This is a genomic window from Nibricoccus aquaticus (assembly GCF_002310495.1).
GTDB lineage: Bacteria > Verrucomicrobiota > Verrucomicrobiia > Opitutales > Opitutaceae > Nibricoccus > Nibricoccus aquaticus.
The window spans coordinates 1589452-1610499 of the sequence record NZ_CP023344.1; the positions used below are offsets into that span (position 1 = coordinate 1589452).

General features: G+C 62.5%; 21 protein-coding genes. 2 read left to right on the top strand and 19 right to left on the bottom strand.

Annotated features, from left to right (window positions below):
• Positions 1 to 42 precede the first annotated feature (42 nt).
• Entirely contained in the window at positions 43 to 861 is an 819-nt protein-coding gene (locus CMV30_RS06635; RefSeq protein WP_096055285.1) for an oxidoreductase, read from the bottom strand.
• Positions 862 to 966: 105 nt separating this feature from the next.
• On the opposite strand from CMV30_RS06635, the gene CMV30_RS06640 reads away from it, so the two are divergent.
• Positions 967 to 1533 (top strand): TetR/AcrR family transcriptional regulator, encoded by a 567-nt coding sequence (locus tag CMV30_RS06640; protein WP_096055286.1) that lies wholly within the window; start codon positions 967 to 969, stop codon positions 1531 to 1533.
• Between the two features lie 16 nt (positions 1534 to 1549).
• Here the strand turns inward: CMV30_RS06640 and CMV30_RS06645 are convergent, their stop codons facing one another.
• From CMV30_RS06645 to CMV30_RS06665, 5 genes are all read right to left on the bottom strand, one after another.
• Complete coding sequence (locus CMV30_RS06645) at positions 1550 to 1816, bottom strand: hypothetical protein (RefSeq protein ID WP_096055287.1); 267 nt, start codon at positions 1814 to 1816, stop codon at positions 1550 to 1552.
• A 51-nt stretch (positions 1817 to 1867) separates the two neighbouring features.
• Positions 1868 to 3007 (bottom strand): flagellar biosynthesis protein FlhF, encoded by a 1140-nt coding sequence (locus tag CMV30_RS06650; protein ID WP_096055288.1) that lies wholly within the window; start codon positions 3005 to 3007, stop codon positions 1868 to 1870.
• A gap of 66 nt (positions 3008 to 3073) precedes the next feature.
• Positions 3074 to 5281, bottom strand: a complete 2208-nt coding sequence (flhA, locus tag CMV30_RS06655) for a flagellar biosynthesis protein FlhA (protein ID WP_245844423.1) — start codon at positions 5279 to 5281, stop codon at positions 3074 to 3076.
• Positions 5282 to 5334: 53 nt separating this feature from the next.
• Positions 5335 to 6447, bottom strand: coding sequence for an EscU/YscU/HrcU family type III secretion system export apparatus switch protein (locus CMV30_RS06660; RefSeq protein WP_096055289.1), 1113 nt, complete (start codon positions 6445 to 6447; stop codon positions 5335 to 5337).
• A gap of 299 nt (positions 6448 to 6746) precedes the next feature.
• Positions 6747 to 9818, bottom strand: coding sequence for a TonB-dependent receptor (locus CMV30_RS06665; RefSeq protein ID WP_096055290.1), 3072 nt, complete (start codon positions 9816 to 9818; stop codon positions 6747 to 6749).
• A gap of 216 nt (positions 9819 to 10034) precedes the next feature.
• On the opposite strand from CMV30_RS06665, the gene CMV30_RS06670 reads away from it, so the two are divergent.
• Positions 10035 to 10937: an IclR family transcriptional regulator gene (locus CMV30_RS06670; RefSeq protein WP_138223172.1), complete on the top strand. Its 903-nt coding sequence runs from the start codon at positions 10035 to 10037 to the stop codon at positions 10935 to 10937.
• A gap of 2 nt (positions 10938 to 10939) precedes the next feature.
• On the opposite strand, the gene CMV30_RS06675 is transcribed toward CMV30_RS06670, so the two are convergent.
• The 13 genes from CMV30_RS06675 to CMV30_RS06735 all read right to left on the bottom strand — a co-directional run bounded on the left by CMV30_RS06675 (position 10940) and on the right by CMV30_RS06735 (position 21028).
• On the bottom strand, positions 10940 to 11701 hold the full coding sequence (locus CMV30_RS06675; RefSeq protein WP_096055292.1) for a flagellar biosynthetic protein FliR: 762 nt from the start codon (positions 11699 to 11701) through the stop codon (positions 10940 to 10942).
• A gap of 48 nt (positions 11702 to 11749) precedes the next feature.
• The gene (locus tag CMV30_RS06680; protein WP_096055293.1) at positions 11750 to 12019 is read right to left on the bottom strand and encodes a flagellar biosynthetic protein FliQ; all 270 of its coding nucleotides are present in this window, start codon (positions 12017 to 12019) and stop codon (positions 11750 to 11752) included.
• Positions 12016 to 12843, bottom strand: a complete 828-nt coding sequence (gene fliP, locus CMV30_RS06685) for a flagellar type III secretion system pore protein FliP (protein WP_096055294.1) — start codon at positions 12841 to 12843, stop codon at positions 12016 to 12018. The genes CMV30_RS06680 and fliP overlap by 4 nt, the downstream gene beginning before the upstream one ends.
• Entirely contained in the window at positions 12840 to 13250 is a 411-nt protein-coding gene (locus tag CMV30_RS06690) for a flagellar biosynthetic protein FliO (RefSeq protein WP_175414760.1), read from the bottom strand. Before CMV30_RS06690 ends, fliP begins: the two co-directional genes overlap by 4 nt.
• A gap of 258 nt (positions 13251 to 13508) precedes the next feature.
• The gene (gene fliN, locus CMV30_RS06695) at positions 13509 to 13757 is read right to left on the bottom strand and encodes a flagellar motor switch protein FliN (protein ID WP_096055296.1); all 249 of its coding nucleotides are present in this window, start codon (positions 13755 to 13757) and stop codon (positions 13509 to 13511) included.
• Complete coding sequence (locus CMV30_RS06700) at positions 13747 to 14796, bottom strand: flagellar motor switch protein FliM (RefSeq protein ID WP_096055297.1); 1050 nt, start codon at positions 14794 to 14796, stop codon at positions 13747 to 13749. The genes fliN and CMV30_RS06700 overlap by 11 nt, the downstream gene beginning before the upstream one ends.
• Positions 14797 to 14842: 46 nt before the next feature.
• Positions 14843 to 15457 carry a flagellar basal body-associated FliL family protein gene (locus tag CMV30_RS06705; protein ID WP_096055298.1) on the bottom strand — a complete coding sequence of 205 codons (615 nt, stop codon included), beginning with the start codon at positions 15455 to 15457 and terminating at the stop codon, positions 14843 to 14845.
• 71 nt (positions 15458 to 15528) lie between these two features.
• Positions 15529 to 16398 (bottom strand): flagellar hook-basal body protein, encoded by an 870-nt coding sequence (locus tag CMV30_RS06710; protein ID WP_096055299.1) that lies wholly within the window; start codon positions 16396 to 16398, stop codon positions 15529 to 15531.
• Between the two features lie 51 nt (positions 16399 to 16449).
• Positions 16450 to 16881, bottom strand: a complete 432-nt coding sequence (locus tag CMV30_RS06715) for a flagellar hook capping FlgD N-terminal domain-containing protein (protein ID WP_096055300.1) — start codon at positions 16879 to 16881, stop codon at positions 16450 to 16452.
• 9 nt (positions 16882 to 16890) lie between these two features.
• Positions 16891 to 18543 carry a hypothetical protein gene (locus CMV30_RS06720; RefSeq protein WP_096055301.1) on the bottom strand — a complete coding sequence of 551 codons (1653 nt, stop codon included), beginning with the start codon at positions 18541 to 18543 and terminating at the stop codon, positions 16891 to 16893.
• A 102-nt stretch (positions 18544 to 18645) separates the two neighbouring features.
• Complete coding sequence (locus CMV30_RS06725) at positions 18646 to 19260, bottom strand: MotE family protein (RefSeq protein ID WP_096055302.1); 615 nt, start codon at positions 19258 to 19260, stop codon at positions 18646 to 18648.
• Entirely contained in the window at positions 19257 to 19712 is a 456-nt protein-coding gene (locus CMV30_RS06730) for a flagellar export protein FliJ (RefSeq protein ID WP_096055303.1), read from the bottom strand. Before CMV30_RS06730 ends, CMV30_RS06725 begins: the two co-directional genes overlap by 4 nt.
• Positions 19709 to 21028, bottom strand: a complete 1320-nt coding sequence (locus tag CMV30_RS06735; protein WP_096055304.1) for a FliI/YscN family ATPase — start codon at positions 21026 to 21028, stop codon at positions 19709 to 19711. Before CMV30_RS06735 ends, CMV30_RS06730 begins: the two co-directional genes overlap by 4 nt.
• Positions 21029 to 21048: the final 20 nt, after the last annotated feature.

Below are 21048 nucleotides of genomic sequence, written 5' to 3' on the forward strand. Positions count from 1 at the left end.
GAAGTGAGCGAGCGGATGGATGGGCTCGAGATCGAAACCGGGTCAGTTCAGTTGGAATTGTTTGCGGATCGCACGGTCGAACACGCCTGCCGGCAAAAAGCGGCGGAGGCGGCTCAACGTGACGCCTTTGCCAACCGGGTAGCGCAGTCGTGGCGAGCTGGCGGTCAGAGCGGTGAAGACGGTTTCGGCCACCAGGCGCGGATCGTCGCCGGTCGCGATGCCGTTTCGCGTCGCCTGCAAAATCAGGTCGCGCTGAACCGAATAGTCGTCGAGCCGGAGTTCGGCGTCTTTCCCGCTGTGGCTGATGTTGCTCTTCGTGAACGAAGGCTCGATGAGCAGCGCGCGAACTCCAAAGCGGCGCACTTCGTGGTCAAGCGACTCGGTGTAGCCCTCCATCGCGTGTTTGCTCGCCGAATACATGGACATGAACGGCGCCGGGAGGAAGCCCACGACGGAACTGATGTTGGCGAAGCGGCCGAAGCCCGCCCGCCGCATTTCCGGCAGCACGGCATTCGTCACGCGCAGGGTGCCGAAGAAATTGGTCTCAAACTGCTGCCGGGCTTCCGCGAGGCTGGTTTCCTCGACCGCTCCGGTCAGGCCGTAGCCGGCGTTGTTGACCACGAAATGGATCGGGCCGGCTTTCTGGACGATGCTCCGGACCGCACCGGCCACGCTGGCGTCGTCGGTGACATCCATCGCGATCATTTCGACGCCAGGGATCGGGGTGGCCGACTGTGGATTGCGGGCGGTGCCGAAGACGCGGGCCCCGCGTTCGGCGAGCAGTTGGGCGATTTCGCGGCCGATGCCGGAAGAGGCTCCGGTGACCAGAGCGGTTTTGTTTTTCAAAATTGAAGCAGGCATATGAAGAGAATGCAAAGATGATGACCATAATCTAAGCGTCAAGATTTTGATGCCAGTTGACATCTTTAACTCCCGAAGCCTTAGTCTGCGAACGAGATCAAATTTATGAAAGTAACCAAAACACAGGCGCTGGAGAACCGGACGCACATCGTAGAGACAGCCTCCACCCTTTTCCGTGAACGCGGGTACGACGGCGTGAGCGTGGCGGATTTGATGGCAGCGGCGGGCTTCACCCACGGCGGTTTCTACAAGCATTTTCCCTCGAAAGCCGACCTGATGGCGGAGGCGGCGGCGTGCGGGTTTTCACAGTCGACGGCGAATAACGCCGACGCCGATCCAGCCACGATTTTGAAGGAATACCTGTCGCGAAAGCACCGCGACGCGCTGGGCCGGGGCTGCACGCTGGCGGCGCTGAGTGGAGACGCGGCGAGGCAGCCGGCATCAGTTAAAAAGACCTTTGCAGACGGTATCGAAAGTCAGCTGGCAACGCTGGAGCGCGATGCGGCGGCCTCGGGACAAAAAGAGTCAGGCGAAGCGCGGGCGCGTAGAATCGCGATGCTGGCGCAGGCGGTGGGCGCGCTCGTGCTGTCGCGGGCATGTCCGGACGACTCAGCGCTGGCGGATGAGATTCTGAAGGTTTGCCGCGCGCGGATTCTCGGCGATCACGCCTGAAGCCGATGAGGCGGGCTTAGCGGGCCTTGGCGGCAGTGACGGGTTTGGCGGAGGCGGCGGCCTCGGCTTCGGCGGCGGCGAGGGCTTCGGCGCGTTTCTTTTCCACCATGTGAACGATGGCTTTGATCCACATGTTCCAGAACCAGCGGAAGAGCATGGCGGTGACGAGCGCGCCGATGGCGGCGTCGCGGAGGACGAGGTCGACCTGGCGGTCGGAGAGCCAGCCAGTCAGGGCGACGAGGGAGAAGCCGATAAAACCACCGAGGAAAAAAATGGAGCGCATCTGTTTTAAGAGGAGTAAGAAGTTTAGGAGGAGTAAGAGTTGTACCCTTACTCAGGCGCCGGGGAGGGTGCGGCGGAGGACGGCGGTGATGGCGTCTTCTTCGAGATCGCCGGTGAGGCTGGGGCCGGTGGCGAGGAAGAGCGGGGTCAGTTCTCCATCGAGGAGGTAGTCCCAGAGTTTTCCCCAGTGATCGAGTTCGTCTAGGTGGGTGAAGACGAGGTGGGTGGCGCCGAGGTCGCGGCCGGCGGCGTAGCAGCGGCGGAGCATGGCGTGGTCGTAAGCCGCGTTGAGGACGAGGACACGGCCGGCGAATTTCTCGGTGTCGAGGAAACGGGCGAGCGCGGCGTTTTCGGAGGGGTTGCGCAGGGAGAGGCCGGGGAGGTCGGCGTAGAGGAAGTGATCCGGTTGAGAGTTGAGGGTTGAGAGTTGAGAGACGGAAGTGGAGTCGTCTGAGGCGGGGGCGTGGTATTCGAGGGAGAGGCCGAGGGCTTCGCAGAAGACGGCGAGGCCTTCGGCGGGGTTGGGGCGGTCGAACTCAGCTTTGACGACGCGACCGGTGCGGTTTTTCGCGAAGACATCGCGGGCGAGCCATTTGCAGAGAGCCGTCGTGCGGCCGGAGCCGGGTGTGCCCAGAAAGGCAGTACGCGCCGGAAGCGCGCGTGCGGAGCGTTTGGCGGCGGTCTGGCGGAGGAAGCGGCCGACTTCGACGAGCGCCTGGTGCAGCGGGCGTTCGTCGTTTCCGGCGAAGGCGGGCGAGGCTTGGAGACGGGTGACGAGAGATTCTGAGAAGCCGGCTTTGCGTAAAAGTTCGGGGAGGCGCGCGCCGGAGGGGGCGGCGGTTTTGGAGGAGGGGCCGCGACCGGTGGCGGGAAGTGTCGCGGACGGGGAGAGTTGAGTGTTGAGTGCTGAGCGTTGAGCGCCGGAAAGAGGCGTCGCGGATTCGTCGGAGCGGAGCGAAAAAGCCGGTGCGGCAGTTTCGGACGACTCGCTGGCGCTCGTCGCTACGGGCGGCTCGGAGATTTGGGCGACGACTTCGAGCTTCGGCTTCGAGAAGAGTCCGGAGCCGACCTGGCGGACGGAGAGGACTTTGGCGTGTTCGCCGAGCTGTTCGCGGATGGTGCGCACCGCTTCTTCCGTCGAGCGGACGGTAAATTTATAGGTGGCGCCGGGCTTGAGGTCGGGGACAGGCATCAGGGAAGAGTGAAGGGCTAAGAGTGAAAAGAGAAAGCGCGTTCAAGGTGAAGCTCCCTCCCCTGTTCAAGCGGCCATTTTGGTTTCGACGAGGCGGTTGGCGAGATGGGGCGGGAGTTGGATGAAGCCGGCGTTTTCGACTTCGCTGGAGGACGGGAGTTCTTGGAACGCGAGGACGACGAGGCGCGGGAGCGAAGGCTCGAAGAAGCGCTTGAGCGGGAGGCGGACCTCGGTCGAAACCACGAGCACGGCGGGGAGGCCTTGCTGGATGAGTTCGTTGCAGCGCTGGGTGAGGTCGTTGAGGAGGTGGTGGCCGGTGGCGGGATCAAGGGAGAGACCGACGTCGGACGCGGTGCGGTGAATTTTCCCGGCGAGGATTTGCTCGAGACGTGGATCGAGGGTGAAGGCTTTGACGAAGCCGGGCTTCGACTCGTACTCGGGAACGAAATACAGGCCGAGGCGGCGGCGGACGAGTTCGCTGAGGTCGTCGGGGTTCTTGGTGAGCGAGGCGTAGTCGCCGATGCCTTCGAGGACGAGCGGGAGATTGAGGATCGAGATGTTCTCGCGCAGGAGATTCTGGAGGACGCGCTGGATGACACCGAGGTTGACGAGGTCGGGCAGGAGTTCGGCGACGAGCGCGGGGTGCGTTTCCTTGATATGATCGATGAGAGTCTGGACGTCCTGGCGGCCGAGGAGGAGGTGGGCGATGGACTTCAGCGATTCGGAGAGGTGCGTGATCATGACGGAGGACGGATCAACGACGGTGTAACCGTTGAGCTCGGCGGTCTTCTTTTCGGCTTCGTCGATCCAGGTGGCTTCGAGGTTGAAGACGGGTTCGCGGGTGGGGACGCCGCGGAGGCGTACCGAAGAACCGGAGACGTTCATAGCCATCCAGCGGCCGGGGAGAACGGAGCCGCGGGCGATGGTTTTGCCGCGGAGCATGAAGCGGTAGTCGTTGGCCTCGAGTTCGAGGTTATCGCGGACGGAGACGGGCGGGACGATGATGCCTTTTTCGCGGGCCAGGGCCTTGCGGACGCCGGTGACGCGGGAGAGGAGGTCGCCGCCTTTGGTGGCGTCGGCAATGGGGAGGAGGCCGTAGCCGATCTCGATCGCGAAGACATCGAGGTCGATGAGTTTGCGGAGGTCGTCGCCGCCGGCTTTGACGGAGGCGGGAGCGTTGGCGGCGGCTTCTTTGCCGGTGGTGGGAGCGGAGGCGGAGCCTTTGGCACCGGGTTTGGCGTCTTTGCCGGTGACGGGGGCGAGGACTTCGAGTTCGGCGGCTTCCTGTTGTTTTTTAAGGGTGTGGGCGAGATAGCCGGCCATGCCTCCGAGGAGGAAGAAGGGAATCATGGGCATGCCGGGCATGAAGCCGAAGGTGATCAACATGCCGGCGGTGATGCCGATGGCGCGCGGGTAGCGGACGAGCTGGCGGCCGACCTGGGTGCCGAGGTTGGTGTTTTCCGAGGCACGGGTGACGAGCAAGCCGGCGGCGACGGAGACGATGAGGGCGGGGATCTGGGAGACGAGGCCGTCACCGATGGAGAGGAGCGTAAATTTCGTGAGGGATTCCTGGAGAGAGAGATCCATCTGGAAAACACCGATGGCGAAACCGCCGATGATGTTGACCAGGGTGATGAGGATGCCGGCGACGGCGTCGCCGCGGACGAATTTGGAGGCGCCGTCCATCGCGCCGTAGAAGTCGGCTTCTTTCTGGACCTTGAGGCGGCGGGAGGTGGCGGAGGCTTCGTCGATGATGCCGGCGTTGAGCTCGGCATCGATGGCCATTTGCTTACCGGGAAGAGCATCGAGCGTGAAGCGGGCGGCGACTTCGGCGATGCGGCCGGCGCCCTTCGTGATGACGACGAAGTTGATGACGATGAGGATCAGGAAGACGACGAAGCCGACGATGTAGTTGCCCTGAATCACGAAGTGGCCGAACGACTCGATGACGCCGCCGGCGTGGCCTTTGGTGAGAATGAGGCGCGTGGTACAGATGTTCAGCGCGAGGCGGAAAAGCGTGAAGCCGAGGAGAATCGTGGGGAAGCCGGAGAACTCGGGCGGATCTTTGACGTACACGATCACGAGCAGGACGAGCAGTGACATGCCGATGCTGAGCGCGAGCAGCATATCGAGCAGGAAGGGAGGAACGGGCACGATCAGCAGCAGCACGGTGCCGAAGAGGGCGCCGGTGAAGATGAGGTCGGCGCGTTTCATGAGGCCGGAAACGTGCTGGATGGGAGCGGGCAGAGTGGCGGTGGAATTGGAAGCGGCCATTTAGGAAAAGCGTGAAGGTGCGATAGCGAGAGGGGAGGAACTGGGCGCGCGACTCAGGCGGCGGCCTGGGCGGCTTCGACGCGGCGGGTTTTCAAGCGATGGAAGTAGTAGCGGTGGGTGCGGTAAACGAAGGCGAGGATCTGGGCGACGGCCTGGTAGAGGTCGGAGGGGATGGATTCGCCGACGGTGCCGAGTGAATACAACATGCGGGCGACGGGTTTGTTTTCGACGACGGGGACGCCGTGCTCGGCGGCGAGGGCTTTGATGCGGAGGGCGAAGCGGTTTTCGCCTTTGGCGAGGATGACGGGGGCCTGATCGACGCCGCGTTCGTATTTGAGGGCGACGGCGTAGTGAGTCGGGTTGGTGACGATGACGTCGGCGGTGGGAACGGCGGCGAGCATCTGTTTCTGCATGAGGCGGCGGGCCATGCGGCGCATGGCGCCCTTGGTCTGGGCGTCACCTTCGGCCTGCTTGGACTCTTCTTTGACCTCCTGCTTGGTCATCATGAGATCCTTTTTGGACTTCATGAGTTCGTACCAGTAGCTGATGGCTGCGATGATGCCCATGCAAAGGATGAGGCGGGAGAGGAACTCGAAGGTGGAGCGTTTGAGAAAGTGTCCGAGGTAAACGGCTTCGACGGGGGCGGAGAAAAGCGGGTCTTCAAAGAAGCCTTTGGCGGCAGCCCAGAGAACGAGGCCGATGGAGATGAGTTTGAGCAGGTCGATGCCGGCGTGGACGAGGGCCTGCTTGGAGAAGATACGTTGGAAGCCGGGGATGGGGTTGAGTTTTTCGAGCTTCAGGCCGAGGACGTCGGGCGTGAGGTTGAAGCCGCTCTGAAGTCCGCCGGCGAGGAGGGCGGCGAGGGTGCAGACGCCGAGGATGGGAACGAGGACTTTGCCCATCAGCAGGAGGGTTTCGCCCAGTTGCAGGGGCACGGTGTCGAGCTGGAGCTGAATGGTGGCGAGCTGGCTGAAGGTGCTGCGGGCCATCGAGGATATGTCCTGTGCAGCGGTGCCGACGGTCATCGAGAGGCCACCGAGGGCGGCAGCGAGGAGGAAGACGACGGCGATCTCAGGCGAACGGGCGAACTGGCCCTTGCCATGGGCTTCGCTGAGGCGTTTTCCAGACGCTTCTTCTGTTTTTGAGTCTTTGTCTTCGTCAGCCATGCCGGGTGAACCGCCCTAAATGCAAAGGCGATGCCAGCGGGGGCAGGAGCGGTGCTAGCTACAGACAGAGAGTGAGTTAAATCTTTATTGGCGGCTGAGTTTTTTCGGCCGATCCCGGAAAACATCTGGGGTGCATACCCTGGGGTAATTTTTGCCGGGGAATGAGCAGGCGTCGGGCGAGGGGGCGGGTTGATAATCTGCGCTTTGGGCGGAGCGGGCACGAAAAAGGCCAGTCTCCCCGGAGGAGACTGGCCTTGTGACACCAAGAACAGAGGTCTGACTGCTTGAACCGGGAAGTCTTAGAACGTGCCGCGAACGCCGATGTTATAGTAGGGCTCGCCGAACTGGTAATGGTTACGGGCCAAGCGGTACTCGGAGTGGTTTTCAGTGTAGCCGCGGAGGTAATCATCGCGGCCGGCACCGAGCATGTTCTGGACGGCGAAGTACACCTTGTAGCGCGAGGAGAACGCGTACTCGACTTTGAGGTCGGTGCGGACGACGTCGGACTTCAGCGACACCATGCGGGTATCGAGCGCGGGGTTGTTGTTACGGGTGCCGAGGATCCACTCGCTGTTGACCAGACCGCTGGCAACGGTGTCGCCGGTCCAGTTGGTCGAGGAGGTGATGGACCATTTGCCGATGCGGTAGCCGAGGACGAAGTTAAAGGTCTTCGAGGCGGCGCCGCGTTGCTGGGCCCAGAGGACGTCGTTGTCGTCGCCATCGGCGTCGCTCATGGTGAAGTTCGTCTGCACGTTAAGCTTGTCGAAGGGAGCGGGCAGGAAGGTCAGGTTCTGCGCATAGCCGAGCTCGATGCCCTGGATGCTGGAATCCGGGCCGTTATCGCGAATGGTGCCAGTGACGAATTGCGCGGGATTGAGGCCGGAGGCCGCGGCAACAGCAGCGATGTCGGCGGCGGTCATGCCGCGATCCACGATGTAGTTTTGCACGTTCTTGCGGAAGAGCGCGACGCTGAGCACGCCGGAATTTTTGAGGTAGTATTCGGCGGAGAGGTCGTAGTTATCCGTGAAGTACGGTTTGAGCGCGGGGTTCACACCGGTGATCGAGCCATCGTTGGCGCCCGGGGCGCTTTCAACGGTGACGGTGCCGATGAGATCGGCGTAGTCGGGATGGCCGACCGTCTTGCTGAAGCCACCGCGCACAACGAGCGCTTTTTCCCAGGACGGGGTGTATTTCGCGCTGATCGAGGGATAAACCTTGTCGTATTCGAGATGGGTGACGGCCTTGCCGGAGCGCGGGACAGCGCGGTCAACGGCCCATCCGTCGATCTGGCGCTCTTCCCAGCGGAAGCCGCCGACGATCAGGAGATCAGCGCATGGCTTGATATCGAAGCGGAAGTAACCGGCGAGGTTGTCCTCTTCGAATTCGCGGTAGAGGTCCTGGAAGTAAACGGTGAAGTTATTCCGGTAGCCCTCGTAGATCTTGTACGGATCGACGGTCTGGAAGGAGCCGAAACCGAAGCCGACATCCTTCGTGAAGCCTTGGTCGAGATAAGGCGTGAGCGCGCTGCCGGTGATGGCGGTGAAGCTGCTGCGCAGGGTGATACGGGTGATGTCGCGTTCGGTTTTATCGAGGGCAAAACCTGCCTGGAGCTTGACTGGAATCGCCTGGATCGGGAGGTCGATGACGTAGTTGCCGTTGAGCCCGGTCTTGGTCTCTCCGGTCGTCCAAGGACGGGCTTGAAGCGTGGAGCCCGGGGACAGCGTGTAGTTGGAGAGCGAGCGCAAATAATCTAGCGATACCGGCGTGGTGCCACCGTTATTGTAGAGCTGAATCACTGGAACGGTGCCCGTGGTGGCGTTAGCGAGATCGATACGGTCAACTGTTGTCGGGCTGGTGATCATACGCGCCTGTGAGCCGACGAAGCCTTTATTCGAATCACGATACTGACCGTCGGCGTGCGACCAGTAAGCGGTGAGTGATGCCTTCGAAGCATTGCTGAACTCGTGACTCAGCGTGCTGTTAAAGTGAAGTGTAGTACCGTACTTGTTGCGGAAGGTAACGTCGTTGAGAACGACCGGCGCGGAAACTGCGGAGGGCGCAAACGTGGTTCGAGAAGAAAAGGTGGGATTGTTCGAATCACCGATCCGAGTGTTAGCACCAGCGACAGAGCCGAGCTGGATCTGTGGTCCGCGCTGATGGAAGAGCAGATCATACCAGTTCCACTGGCCGGAGACGGTGAGCTTGGTGTCATCGCTGATGAGGTAATCGAGCTTGCTAGCGAAGGCTTCGCGGTGAGTCAGCTTTTGCTCGGTGCGGATATTATACTGCTGAAGACGTGGAGCAGTGAACATCGAGGCCTCGGGCACCCAGGTGATCTCGGTGCGCGGTGAATCGTCGTAGCGCTCCGAGAAGCGGTAGTTGAAGTTGATGCCAACCTTGTCGTTGATGCGACGAGCGTAGTTGAGATCGAGGTTGGGGCGGGCGACGAATTCCTTGCCGTTGCCCCAGACGCCGGACTCTTTGCCGATGGAGAGGTTGGTGCTCGGGACGACCAGATTGAAGTCGTAGCTAAGCGTGCTCACGTCCTGGCGGTCGAAAGCGCTCTTGGTGACGAAATTCACGAAGCCGCCGGTCGCGCTAGCCGGGATGTCGGGGGTGACGGTTTTGAAGAGCTCGGTGGTCTCGACGTTATTCATCGCGATCTGCTCGAACTCGAAGCGGCGCGTATCGGCCACAGACGAGCTGGCGGCCATCGGCGTGCCATCGACCGCGACAACGGTGAACGACGTATTGAGGCCGCGGAGACTGACGCCGCGGGCGTCGTTGGCGTTGTAGTCAACGCTCAGGCCGGGGAGGAATTTGAGGTACTCGCCGACGTTGCCTTCGGCGATGGGGCCGAACTGGTCTGCGGCGGCCACAAGCTTCGATTGGAACGAAACTTTCTGGAGAGCGATAGCCTGGGACATGCCTTCCTTCGCACCTTGGACGCGGAATTCGGAGAGTGCGATGACCTCGCCTTCGCTCAAGCCCAAGCTGAGCTCGGCGGTCTGGCCGGATGCGACTACGACGGACTCGGTCTTCGTATCGAGGCCGGTGTAGTTGACCACGATGGTGTGGGTGCCCGCCGGCACGTTCTTCAACGTGAAGCCGCCGGAGCGTTCCGTGGTGGTGCTGAGGGTGGAGCCCTCAATCGAGACTTCCGCGCCTTCGAGGTATTTACCGCCGTTGTTGTCGAACACGCGGCCACGGATGGTGCCGGATCCTTCTTGGGATGCGGCGGCCGGAGCGGCTTGGGCGAACAGGCAGGGGCTGATGGTGGAGGCAGCGGCCAGGAGCGTGAGAGCAACGAGGCCGCGGGTGTAGTTCTTGGAACGGCGTGAGGACCGGTCCGGGGGTGTTGGTTGGTTCATATCAGGGACAAGTGGCGTCGGAGCGGGGAAACTCCGGCCGCAAAGCTCAGGTGAAAACCGTGCGGCCAGAGGTGGGGCCCCCGCTTGCTTCGCAAACGCGGTGAGACCGGTTCACGAAGCGACGTGGTATGCGCTTTCAGGGTGAGAAAACCATGCGCCGAAAAGCGCAGAACATGTACAGGGGATATTTGGGGTGAAGCAATATCAAGTTCATTAGTGAACTTGACATCCGCAAATGAACGAAGCGACTTTCTCAGGTCAAGCGGCAATTCGGGCACGAGCCCTGATTTCCGACCGTCAATTTCGCTGCGCGCTTTACCCCACCCTTCGCACGCGCATCTTCACCCGTTCCAGCCGCCGCTCATGGAAAAATATGTCATTCCGAATCTTCGAAACGCCTGCCAACTACTCAAAGCCGTCGCCCACGGTAACGGGCTAGCACGCATCGCAGATCTGGCGCGCGATCTGGAAATCCCTGCGACGAGCGCGTTGCGCATCGTGCGGACGCTGGAACTCGAGGGATTTATCCGTCGCGACCAAAACACCCTGAAGCTGGGACCATCGCTCATCTATCTCGGGACTGCGGCGCTCGGCGAGACGGAGATCGGCCGCGAGGCGATGCCGGTTTTGCAGGCGCTCGCGAAAGACACCGACGAGACCGCACATGTCGCCGTGCCGTGCGACAACCGTTCGCTGATCGTCGCGGTTTGCGACAGCCCCCACCCTCTTCGCGCCGCATCACGCCCCGGTGCGATCACCGATCTGCACTGTTCTTCGACGGGAAAGATTTTCCTGACGTATCTGCACCCGGACAAGCTCGGCGAAATCGCCGCCGCGCGTCCGCTCACGCGCCGCACGCCGAACACGATCACCACACTCGCGGAGCTGCGGAAGGAAATCGTGACGATCCGCGCGCAAGGTTACAGCCTCGACGACGAGGAGATCCACCCCGGCGTGCGCTGTGTCGCCGCGCCTGTGACGGGCCCGGGCGATTCGGTGGTCGCCGCGATCGGCATCACCGCCTCGGCCGCTCGATTCACTCCAAAGAAAAATGCGGCGCTGGCTGCGCGGGTGATGGAAGCGGCCGCGGAATTATCCCGGCGGCTCGGGCATTTTTAAGATCAGCTTTTTCCGCGGGCGACGAGTTCGAGCAGTTCGAAAGGCAGCTGTTCAAACTCCGGCTGGAGGTAGCGGGCCATCAACGCCCCGGAGCTCGCCAGGAGCGAGCAGCCCACGATGAAGCGTAGTGGATAACTGAGCACGAAGACGCTCATCTTGGGCACGGCGCGGCCAAGCACGGAGAATGCGAGCGTGATCAGGAAGTTCATCGCGATGAAGGGCGCGGCGATGCGGAAGCCGAGCTCGATGACGCTCGCCGTGCCGCGAATCAGGTACTCGACAGCAGCGGGGCTGAACGCGGGAGCGCCGGCGGCGGCAAAATCGAAACTGCGTGCGAAGGCGCTCAGCGCGCCGAGATGTCCACCGAGCAGGAAAAAAAGCACGCCGGCGAAGGCGGAGAGAAAGGCCGCGAGCGGTTCGGTGGAGGGCGCGGGCGAATCGATGCCGGGAGCGGCGGAGAGGCCGATTTCCTGGGTGATGAGGCGGCCAGCCATGTCCACAGAGGCGAAGATCAGGCGGCCGACGAAGCCCATCACGAGGCCGAGGATGACTTCACCCATGCTCGCAAGGACGAGGTTGAAGTTATCTGTGGGCAACGTGGAGGCCCGTGGGACGAGGCCGTAGAGCAAGGTCGCCAGCAGTGCGGAAATCGAGACGCGCACCATCGCGGGCAGCGGACGGGAGCCGAGCGTGGGCAGGAGCAGGATCAGGCCGAGCCCGCGCAGGAAAACCATCATCCATGCGAAGAGTTGTTCGACGGGCATCGGAGATTTTCTATTCCGGGATTTTCGCTAATCGAAATCGAAAATGCGTCAGTGGCCGAGCGTACTCATCTGGCTGATCGTGCGGGTGGCGAATTCGCTGAGCGAGCGCAGGAGCCAGGGGCCGAGGGCGATGCAGAGCACGGCGAAGGCGATCAACTTGGGAGCAAAGACAAGGGTCTGCTCCTGGATGCTGGTGACCGACTGAATCAGACTGGTGAGCAGGCCCATGAAGAGCATGACGGCGAGAAACGGCGACACGATGTAGAGCGCGAAAACGATCACGTTCTTGAAGATGTCCACGGCCATTTCGGGATTCATAAACGGAAGGATTCGACGAGGTTTTTGACGACGAGGTGCCAGCCATCCACGAGGACGAAGAGCAGGAGCTTAAAGGGCAATGCGACGACCGTCGGCGGCATCATCATCATGCCGAGCGCCATGAGCACGGACGACACAAGGAAGTCGATGACGAGGAACGGCAGGAAGAGCAGGAATCCCATCTGAAACGCGGTCTGGAGTTCGCTAATCACGAAGGCGGGAATGATCACGCGCATCGGCAAATCGGCTACAGGCGTGGGACCGAAGCGGCCGAGTTCGAGGAAGAACTCGATGTCGCGGGTGCGTGTCTGCTTCAGCATGAAGTCTTTCAGCGGCACGGCGGCTTTGTCGAAGGCTTCACCTGAGGCGATCTGACCGGCGAGGTAGGGCTGGAGCGCCTCGTTGTTCACGCGGTCGAAGATGGGGCCCATCAGGAAGAACGTGAGGAAGAGCGAGAGGCCGACGATGATTTGATTCGAGGGCGCGGAGGGAACGCCGAGTGCGGTGCGGACGAAGCCGAGGACGATCACGATGCGCGTGAAGCTGGTCATAAGCATGACCATCGACGGCGCGAGCGTGAGGAGCGTCATCACGATGACGATCTGGATGGCGACGCCGACATCGCCGGGCTTGTTGGCGCCTTCGAGGCCGATGTTCAGGCGGAAGGGTTGTTGGGCGGCAGGGGCGGTTGAGGGCGGAGGCGCGGCCGGGGCCTGGGCAGAGGCGGCGGGGGCGAAGAAAAAGAAGAGCGCGAGGAGGAGCGGCGTAAAAACACCGAACACGCGGGTCGCGAGAAAGCGGCGCGGGAGACGGAGCGCGTTCATGGCTTTTTCTCCTCGGGATGAGTGCGTTCGTCGCCGAGCGGGGTGAGCAAATTGATCTGACCCGGAGTAACGCCGAGGAGGAATTTTTTCCCGTCGTAGTTGGCGACGATCAGGTACTGGCGTCCGCCGAGGGGACGGGTTTCCTCGATCTGGAGTTTGCGTTGTCCGCGGGCGGAGAGCGGACCGGACTGGCGGCGCTGGATGAGAACCCAGACTCCGCCGGCGGCGAGCGCAAAGGCAGCGAGCATGATGAGCATATTGCCCATGGAGGAGGATTTTTCGGCGGGAGCGGTCGCGGGGCGCTCGGCGCTGTTGCGCGGGTAAATGATCTGGTCCGGGGAGGCGGGCTTTTCGGCGGGCGCTTTTTCGGCGGACTTATCGGCGGGTTTCTCCGGGGATTTCTCCACGGATGGGGCAGCTTCGGGAGCTGCACTCATCGGCTGCGCCATCGCCAAAACGGCGCAGCCGACTACCACTAGCAGCCAGCGGGTGACGCTGGTAATTGTTTGGGCGCTACGCGCCCGGAAAGTGAGAGGGACCAAGTTCCAAGTGCCAAAGATCAGCGGGATCGTTTTCAACGGTGCGGATGGGTTGGCTCTGGGTCTGAAGGTTTTCTTGGTCGTTGGGAAGTTTGGCGTTCAGGTATTTGCGTCGCGGAGCGGAGGTTATGCTTTGGAGCCGACGAGTTCGGTGATCTTGATGCCGAAGCTGTCTTCGACGACGACGACTTCACCGTAGGCGATGAGTTTGTCGTTCACGTAGAGGCCGACGGGGTCGCTGGCGTGCTGGCTGAGCTGGATGACAGCGCCGGGCGCGAGTTCGAGGACTTCGCGCATGGGCAGCTGGCAGGAGCCGAGCTGGACGGTGACTTTGACTTTAACGTCAAGGACGAGATCGAGAGTCTTATCTTCCATGGGGAGAGGCTTTGGGTTTCGGAGTTTCTTCCGAGACGATTTTCTTGGTGAGCTTCACGGCGACGCGGTCGCTTTCTAGTCCGACGGTGCCCATGAATTTAGGCGTGCCGTTGAGGGTGACGCGGGTCTGTTCGACGATGGTGGAGGGCATCTCGATGATGTCGCCGACGCGGAGATTGGTGATTTCGCGGAGGGAAAGTTCGAAGGCATCCCACTCGGCGCGGGCGGGGATGGTGATGTGTTCGTAGATGGGTTTCCACTCAGCCTTGAGGGCGATGCCGCCGGGGGCGGAGTCTTTCTGGCGGCGGGCCTGCATGGTTTTCACCATGGGCTCGATGGTGTAGTAAGGGACGCCGATCTGGATCTGTTCGGAGCAGTCGCCGAAGTTGGCCTCGAGGGTGAGGCCGAGCATGATGGCGTCTTTCGGAGAAGTCTGGAGGAAGCGGCCGTTGTTCTCGTGGCCGATGACCTGGGGATGGAGCTCTTTCTCGTGTTTCCACTGGTGGCACCACTCTTCGAGGATGATCATGATGATGTCTTCGAGGAGGGCTACCTCGATCTCGGTGAGGTAGCGTTCGAGTTTCACCGAGTGGCCGCGGCCGCCGAGCATGCGATCGACGAGCGTGAGGGCCAGGCGCGGATTGATGTCGAGGATGCCGACACCGAGGAGGGGTTCGGCCTTGAACAGGCAGAGGTGGGTCGGATTGGGCAGGCTGTCCGTGAATTTTTGATACGTGAGCGTGGTGAGCTTCGCCATTTTGAGGGCGAACTCCATGCGGAGGAAAAGGGAGAGGCGGGCGGTGAGGTAGCGGATGAAGTCTTCCTGGAGGAGGCGGAGGCGGCGCAGCTCGACTTCGGTGAGGAAGACGGGGTTGCGGAAGTCGTAGGTCTCGATCTTGGGCAGGTTGTTCGCGTCAACCTTGCGACCGTCGGCGCGGAAGATCTGCTGCTTCGGCGCGACAACAGCCTCGGAGAGGAGTCTGTCGATTTCGCTCTGATCGAGGACTTCGCTGAAGTTGGGTGTTTGATCGTCGGCCATGGTGATCGGTTACGAGATGAAAGGGAGTGCGTCGGGGAGGTCCGGTTTATTGGACGACGAAGTCGGCGAAGTAGATCTGCTCGGCGACGCGGCGGCCGATGGCCTGGTTGTAGGCGAGGATGAGTTTTTCGCGGATGATGTTTTTGGCGCCGGCTTCTTCAAGGTCGGCGAGGGAGAGCGAGGAGAGGACGTTGAGGCTGATGTCCACGATCTCAGGCTTCTTGGCTTCGAAAGTAGCGCGGAGATTTTTGTCCGTGCCTTTGATGAGGAAGGAAGTCTTGAGGTAGCGGGTGCCCATGGTGCCGGCGAGGTTCACGACGATGTTCTCCATCAGGTATTCGTTGCCTGGACCGGAGGGGGCGGCTTCGCCTTTTTTGCCGTGGCCGCCGCTTTCCTTGGCGGGTTCGGCGTGGGCTTCGGCCTCGGCGGCGTGATCGCCTTCCGCGGTGGCGGGCATGGTGGCGATTTGTTTTTTGAGTTGAGGGATGAGCACGAACTGGCCGATGGCGAAGCTGAGGACGGGGGCGAGGACGATGACGGCGATGACCGGGAGAAGCGCAGCCATGGGCTTGGCGGCGGGCTTGGCGGCAGCGGCGTCAGGGCCGGGCGCGGCTTCTTTGGCGGCTTCTTTTGCCGGAGCGGCTTCGGGTTTTGCGGCCATTTGAGGAAGAAAAGTTGAGAGTTGAGGGCTGAGAGTTGAGAGACGAAGCGGTCAGCTCCCGGCGGCCGATCTTAGCGCTTCAGGTTGACGATTTCTTCGAGAACCTGGTCGGAGATGGTGACGAGGCGGGAGCTGGCCTGGAAGGAGCGCTGGGTGGTGATCATGTTGGCGAACTCTTCGGTGAGGTCGACGTTGGCGAGCTCAAGGGTGCCGGCCTGGATGGCGCCGAGGCCGTTGCCGCCAGGGGCGTTGCCTGCGGCGGTGGGGGGATTGGCGCCGATGATGCCGGCGGCACTGAAGCCGGTGAAGAGGTTGTCGCCGGATTTAATGAGGGCGGTGGGATCGCTGTAGGCTTGGAGGAGTACTTGGTTGGTGGTGACGGAGGTGCCGTCGGAGTAGAACTCGGTGAGGTTACCGGAAGCACTGATGCTGAAGGAGGTGAGCTCGGTGCCGGTGGGCGGGGTGCCGAGCTGGATGTCGCCGAAGGCGGCGGGCGGGGTGCCGGCGACACCACCGGTGGCGCCCTGGACGCGGTAGCCCTGGTAGGTGACGAGGTAGCCGTTGTCATCGACGCGGAAGTTACCGGCGCGGGTGGCGAAAACCTGGCCGTCGGCGGGGTTGGAGACGAGGAAGAAGCCGTTGCCGGAGACGCCGAGGTCGGTATTCAGTCCGGTCGTACTGAGCGCGCCCTGGGTGAAGCGGGTGCCGATCTGGGAGAGGCGGACGCCGGTGCCGACCTGGGTGGCGGATTGATTGGAGGAGGATCCGGTGGAGGGGGCGGAGGAGCGCAGGGTGTTGGAGAAGCTGTCGGCGAAGCTGACGGTGGAGCCTTTGAAGCCGACGGTGTTCACGTTGGAGACGTTGTTACCGATGACTTCGAGGGCTTTGGTGAAGCTGCGCATGGCGGAGACGCCGGAGGTGAGTGTGCCGATGAGTGACATAGGAGGAGCGGTTGGGTGAGAACTGAGCGGTTTTAGTTAATTGAAAGAGGATCAGGCGGCGGGAACTTCCGCAGCGGGTTTGACGCTGGTGACGGAAGAGAAGGCGTATTTCTGACCGCCGATGTTGATATAAACGCTGGTGGCGTCGGCGGAGACGGAATCGACGACACCGGTGATGTCGCCGTCCTTGCCAGCGACGGTGACTTCGCGGCCCAACATGCCGCTGGCGGCCTGCATCTGGGTGTCGGCGCGGAGGTAGCCCATTTCTTTGGCCAGAGTGTTCTGGGCTTCGAGGGCGGAGAAGTTGGCCATCTGGGCGATGAAGGCGGTGTCTTCCATGGGTTTCATCGGATCCTGCTTGGCGAGCTGGACGGTGATGAGTTTGAGGAAGTCATCCTGGCCGAGATTTTTTTGGGGGACGCGGGCGTTGGTATTAGCGGCGTCTGTAGCGGTGTAGTTACCGGAAATGGCAGAAGTGCTCATGAGCTTAAATCAGGCAAAGGCGTGGAGGTGGAGGGCCGTGTCGGGCCGGGCGAAGGCGGTCGCCGGAGCGGCGGCAACCGTGGACGAGGACGGGCCGCGACCGGTGGTCGTGGCGAAAGTGTGGGCGGCGGCGTTGGCGGATTGCTCGGCCTGGCGTTGCTGGCGGGAGGAGTCGCCGCCGAGGGAGAAGCCACGCGCATCGGCGGGCGGGGTGTTGAAAACAGGATCGGCGACGCGGTAGGGGCGCGAGTCGGAGGCGGAGGCAACCTGGACCTGCCACTCGCGGGCGATGGTGTCGCGGAGTTCGGGGGAGTCAGTGCGGAAGGTGGTCTTCACGACGCCGTCGCGGTATTCGACTTTAACGGACAGGCGCTCGGTCTGGCTGAAATTGAAGCGGACTTCGACGGAGTTGCGCTCGACCGCCCAGAGGCCGTCGGCGATGTCGCGGATCTCGCTCACTATCTGGGCGGCCTGCGTGGAGGAGACGGCGCTGGTGGCGGCAGCTTCGGAGGGGCGCTCCATCGTCTTGGTGCCAGCGGCGGACGTACCGAGGAGCGACAAGGCTCCGTCGATAAGACGGGCGACAAACGGGGTGGAACGAGCATCCTGATTCATGGAATCCCCCCAGTTTGCAGCGTCCGTGCCAACGGGATTCATATCACGCGCTAACTCTTTATCACCAACACTTAGAAAGTTATTTTTATTCGCACCGATTGAGGGGTTCACCCCAGACGCGATGGGCGACACCCCAGAATCGAGAGAAGCGGCAATTTTTTCCGAAGCGGTGCGGGAGGAGGTCTTTTGGGTCGCTAAGCGGCGCAGGTTGGCGGCGTCGTGAGCCGGGGCGGCGGAGCCGGAGGATTGTTGGGCGAACGTGGCGGATTCGAGGGACGCATCGGTGACTGCGGGAGCGACGGATGATGCGGGCGTGGGAGCGAAGGGCGTTTGCTCGGCGGAGAGCATGTCGGCCGGGATCGCGAGGCCGGATTCGGCGGAAGGCGATGAGGGAGAGAGTTCGGGCTGGAGCTGGTAGTCGATGACCTCGGCGCCTTGCTGGAGGAGATCGCGGGTGGTGAGGCCGGCGTCGGTGGCCGCGGGGTCGAGGGTGAAGGCGGCGGTGGTATCAGTTTCCTGGGCACCGACGGCCTCGGCGGGGACCGTGTCAGGGAAATAGACTTCGCGGTCTTTGCCGGTGGTGAACTGGGGGGCGGCAAATTTTGCATCGCACTCGACGTGGACGTCGGCGGAGTCGGGAGAGCGGGTGTCGCCGGCGATGCTGAAATCGGCGGGGACTTCGGGTGACGGCGGTTGCTGCAAGGCGACGGGGGCGCCGATGAAGGTGAGCAGCGCGGCGAGTTCCTCGGGGTTGAGGACGTCTTTGTCGGTGGCGGTGCTGGTCTGGTCGCCGGGCTTGGCTTCTTTCGCGGCTTTGGCTGCGGCTTCGGCGAGGGCGGCTTGAGCGGCTTTTTCAGCGGCAACGGCGGCGCGGACGGAGCCGGTGACGGAGTTGCGCGGGCCGGATTTGCCGGAGGACGGAGAGGCTTGATTCAGAGCAGAATCAAAGGAGGCGCCAGAGTCGTTGGATGACTGGGCCGAAGAGGGATTCGCGGGCGCGGAAGAGGCGGGCGCGGGAGCAGGCAGGAAAGAGATGGTGGATGGCATCGAGCATAACCCGTCCTTGGGCTGAGGTTACCCGCTCCATCCATGGGGCGAGGGCGCTGACTGTGTTGAAGAAAAAGAGCGGTAGAAAAACTCGGGCGACGATTAAGGGCCGGCGGTTTTGGTGGATTGGTAGAGGCGGAGTTTCTCGGAGAGCTGGGCGGCGCGTTTGGCGAAGGCGGGATCGGCGGCGCCTTGTTTGCCCATTTCTTCGAAGAGCGGGCTGACGACATCGGTCTTCATGAGAGCGAGGAGCTTCACGACGGTGGCGTCATCCATCTGCTTGAAGATCGCGAGCGTGGCTTTGGGAGAAAGACTGCTGTAGGTCGCGGCGAGCGACTTCATGTTCTTCATCTCGTCGTCCTTGATGGAGAGCATCGTATTCGCGATCTCGGCACGGAGGGCTTCGAGTTGCTGGCGCTGCTTGGCGAGTTCGAGACGCTCGGCGGTGAAACGGCCTTCGCGGGCGATGATTTCGTCTTCGCGCTTTTTCAGGCCGGCCTTGGCGTCTTTGAGTTCGGCGGCGAGGTTTTCGATTTCAATGGTCCAGAAATCCCACGGAGCCTCGGGTTTGATGACGGCGTGCTCGGGTTTGACGCGGGTGAGTTTCGCGGCGGCAACGAGCGGGGCGGCGGCCTGCATGAACATGAACAGGGAGGTGCCTATTCCCAGAAACAGGCCCAGGGCGACGAGGATGATGGGGTTGGTCAGCTTCTTCATGTGAGGTTGAAGGATGCGCGGGCGACCATGGCGCCGGTGCGGTCATCCATGGCGGCCTGATTCTCGCGCTCGACCTCGTGGAGATGAGCGGTGCGGGCTTTTTGCTCGAGGTTTTCGATGACGCGGACATCGCGGCGGGATTCGAGCCAGGCCTGGCGGGCGGATTCCATTTCGCGGCGGGCGGAGTTCAGATCGGCGGTGAATTTGGTGATGATGGCGGTCTCGTCTTTGAGAGCGGCCATGAAGGTGGCCTGATCGGCGGCGAGGAAACGCGTGAGGCGGCCGGAGCGGAGAATGGACTCGAGCTCGGAGACGCGGGCTCGCTGCTCGATGAGTTTTTTCTCGGCGGCGACGCTGGCCTGGACGGCGCGGGAGAATTGTTCACGGGCGCGCAGCTCGATCATGCTGCGGACGGTGGCGACGGAGCGGAGGGGGAAGCGGAACTTTTTCATGGCACGATTTTTTTGAGGCTGGAGAAGGTCGCGTCGCGTTTGACGCGTTCATGGATGGACTGGCGCAGGAAGTTTTTGAGCGGCTCGTGAAGTACGACGGCCTGGTCGAGCGAGGCGTTGGAACCCTTCTGGTAGGCACCGATGGTGATGAGGTCTTCGTTCTTCCGATACGCGGCGAGGTGCTCGCGGGCGCGGCCGACAATGGAGACTTCTTCGGGCGAGCAGACATCGCGGGTGAGGCGGCTGATGCTTTCGAGGACGTCGATGGCGGGGTAATGATTGGCGTGGGCGAGCGCGCGGGAGAGGACGATGTGACCGTCGAGAATACCGCGGACGGCGTCGGCGACGGGCTCGTTCATGTCATCACCTTCGACGAGCACGGTGTAGAGAGCGGTGATGGCGCCGCTCTCCCCTGCCCCGGAGCGTTCGAGGAGGCGCGGGAGAAGCGCGAAGACGGAAGGCGTGTAACCGCGGGTCGCGGGGGGTTCGCCGATGGCGAGGCCGATTTCGCGCTGGGCCATCGCGAAGCGCGTGACCGAATCCATGAGGAGGAGAACGTTTTTGCCCTGATCGCGGTAGGCTTCGGCGATCGAGGTCGCGGTATACGCGGCGCGGAGACGGAGAGGCGCGGGCGTGTCGGACGTGGCGACGACGACGACGGAGCGGGCGAGGCCTTCGGGACCGAGATCTTTTTCGATGAACTCGCGGACTTCACGGCCACGTTCACCCACGAGAGCGATCACGACGACGTCGGCATCGGCGCCGCGGGCGATCATGCCCATGAGGGTGGACTTACCGACGCCGGAGCCGGCGAAGAGACCGAGGCGCTGACCCTGACCGAAAGGAATGAAGGCATCGATCGCGCGGACGCCGGTGACGAAGGGCGACTTGATGCGCTGGCGGCGGAGAGGATGCGGCGGTTTGCCGGCGGCGGCGTTGGCGCGGGTGGTCGGGAGGACGCCGAGACCGTCATAGGATTTGCCGAGCGCATCGAGGACGCGGCCCATGAGCTGCGGGCCGACTTGCGGCATCGGTGGACGATCGGCGGCGGCAACTTCGCAACCGGCGTGGAGTCCCGAGGTATCGCCAAGCGGCATGAGGAGGACTTTTTCGCCGCGGAAGCCGACGACTTCGGCGAGACAGGAAAACTTATCGCGTTCGGACCGGAGCTGGCAGAGTTCGCCGAGACCGACGTTGGGGCCTTCCGATTCGATGATCAGGCCAGTGACGCTCGTGACGTGCCCGAGACGGCGCACGGCCGGCAGGCTCCGCACTTGGGAGCGGAGGGCGTCGATCATGGGGGTGACGGAGGTCATGGGATTAGCAGCCACGTGAA

What these genes read in the sequence shown, in the direction of transcription:
- CMV30_RS06635 (WP_096055285.1), bottom strand. Translation starts at nt 861, where the DNA reads ATGCCTGCTTCAATTTTGAAAAACAAAACCGCTCTGGTCACCGGAGCC.
- CMV30_RS06640 (WP_096055286.1), top strand. Translation starts at nt 967, where the DNA reads ATGAAAGTAACCAAAACACAGGCGCTGGAGAACCGGACGCACATCGTA.
- CMV30_RS06645 (WP_096055287.1), bottom strand. Translation starts at nt 1,816, where the DNA reads ATGCGCTCCATTTTTTTCCTCGGTGGTTTTATCGGCTTCTCCCTCGTC.
- CMV30_RS06650 (WP_096055288.1), bottom strand. Translation starts at nt 3,007, where the DNA reads ATGCCTGTCCCCGACCTCAAGCCCGGCGCCACCTATAAATTTACCGTC.
- flhA (WP_245844423.1), bottom strand. Translation starts at nt 5,281, where the DNA reads ATGGCCGCTTCCAATTCCACCGCCACTCTGCCCGCTCCCATCCAGCAC.
- CMV30_RS06660 (WP_096055289.1), bottom strand. Translation starts at nt 6,447, where the DNA reads ATGGCTGACGAAGACAAAGACTCAAAAACAGAAGAAGCGTCTGGAAAA.
- CMV30_RS06665 (WP_096055290.1), bottom strand. Translation starts at nt 9,818, where the DNA reads ATGAACCAACCAACACCCCCGGACCGGTCCTCACGCCGTTCCAAGAAC.
- CMV30_RS06675 (WP_096055292.1), bottom strand. Translation starts at nt 11,701, where the DNA reads ATGCCCGTCGAACAACTCTTCGCATGGATGATGGTTTTCCTGCGCGGG.
- CMV30_RS06680 (WP_096055293.1), bottom strand. Translation starts at nt 12,019, where the DNA reads ATGAATCCCGAAATGGCCGTGGACATCTTCAAGAACGTGATCGTTTTC.
- fliP (WP_096055294.1), bottom strand. Translation starts at nt 12,843, where the DNA reads ATGAACGCGCTCCGTCTCCCGCGCCGCTTTCTCGCGACCCGCGTGTTC.
- fliN (WP_096055296.1), bottom strand. Translation starts at nt 13,757, where the DNA reads ATGGAAGATAAGACTCTCGATCTCGTCCTTGACGTTAAAGTCAAAGTC.
- CMV30_RS06700 (WP_096055297.1), bottom strand. Translation starts at nt 14,796, where the DNA reads ATGGCCGACGATCAAACACCCAACTTCAGCGAAGTCCTCGATCAGAGC.
- CMV30_RS06705 (WP_096055298.1), bottom strand. Translation starts at nt 15,457, where the DNA reads ATGGCCGCAAAACCCGAAGCCGCTCCGGCAAAAGAAGCCGCCAAAGAA.
- CMV30_RS06710 (WP_096055299.1), bottom strand. Translation starts at nt 16,398, where the DNA reads ATGTCACTCATCGGCACACTCACCTCCGGCGTCTCCGCCATGCGCAGC.
- CMV30_RS06715 (WP_096055300.1), bottom strand. Translation starts at nt 16,881, where the DNA reads ATGAGCACTTCTGCCATTTCCGGTAACTACACCGCTACAGACGCCGCT.
- CMV30_RS06720 (WP_096055301.1), bottom strand. Translation starts at nt 18,543, where the DNA reads ATGCCATCCACCATCTCTTTCCTGCCTGCTCCCGCGCCCGCCTCTTCC.
- CMV30_RS06725 (WP_096055302.1), bottom strand. Translation starts at nt 19,260, where the DNA reads ATGAAGAAGCTGACCAACCCCATCATCCTCGTCGCCCTGGGCCTGTTT.
- CMV30_RS06730 (WP_096055303.1), bottom strand. Translation starts at nt 19,712, where the DNA reads ATGAAAAAGTTCCGCTTCCCCCTCCGCTCCGTCGCCACCGTCCGCAGC.
- CMV30_RS06735 (WP_096055304.1), bottom strand. Translation starts at nt 21,028, where the DNA reads ATGACCTCCGTCACCCCCATGATCGACGCCCTCCGCTCCCAAGTGCGG.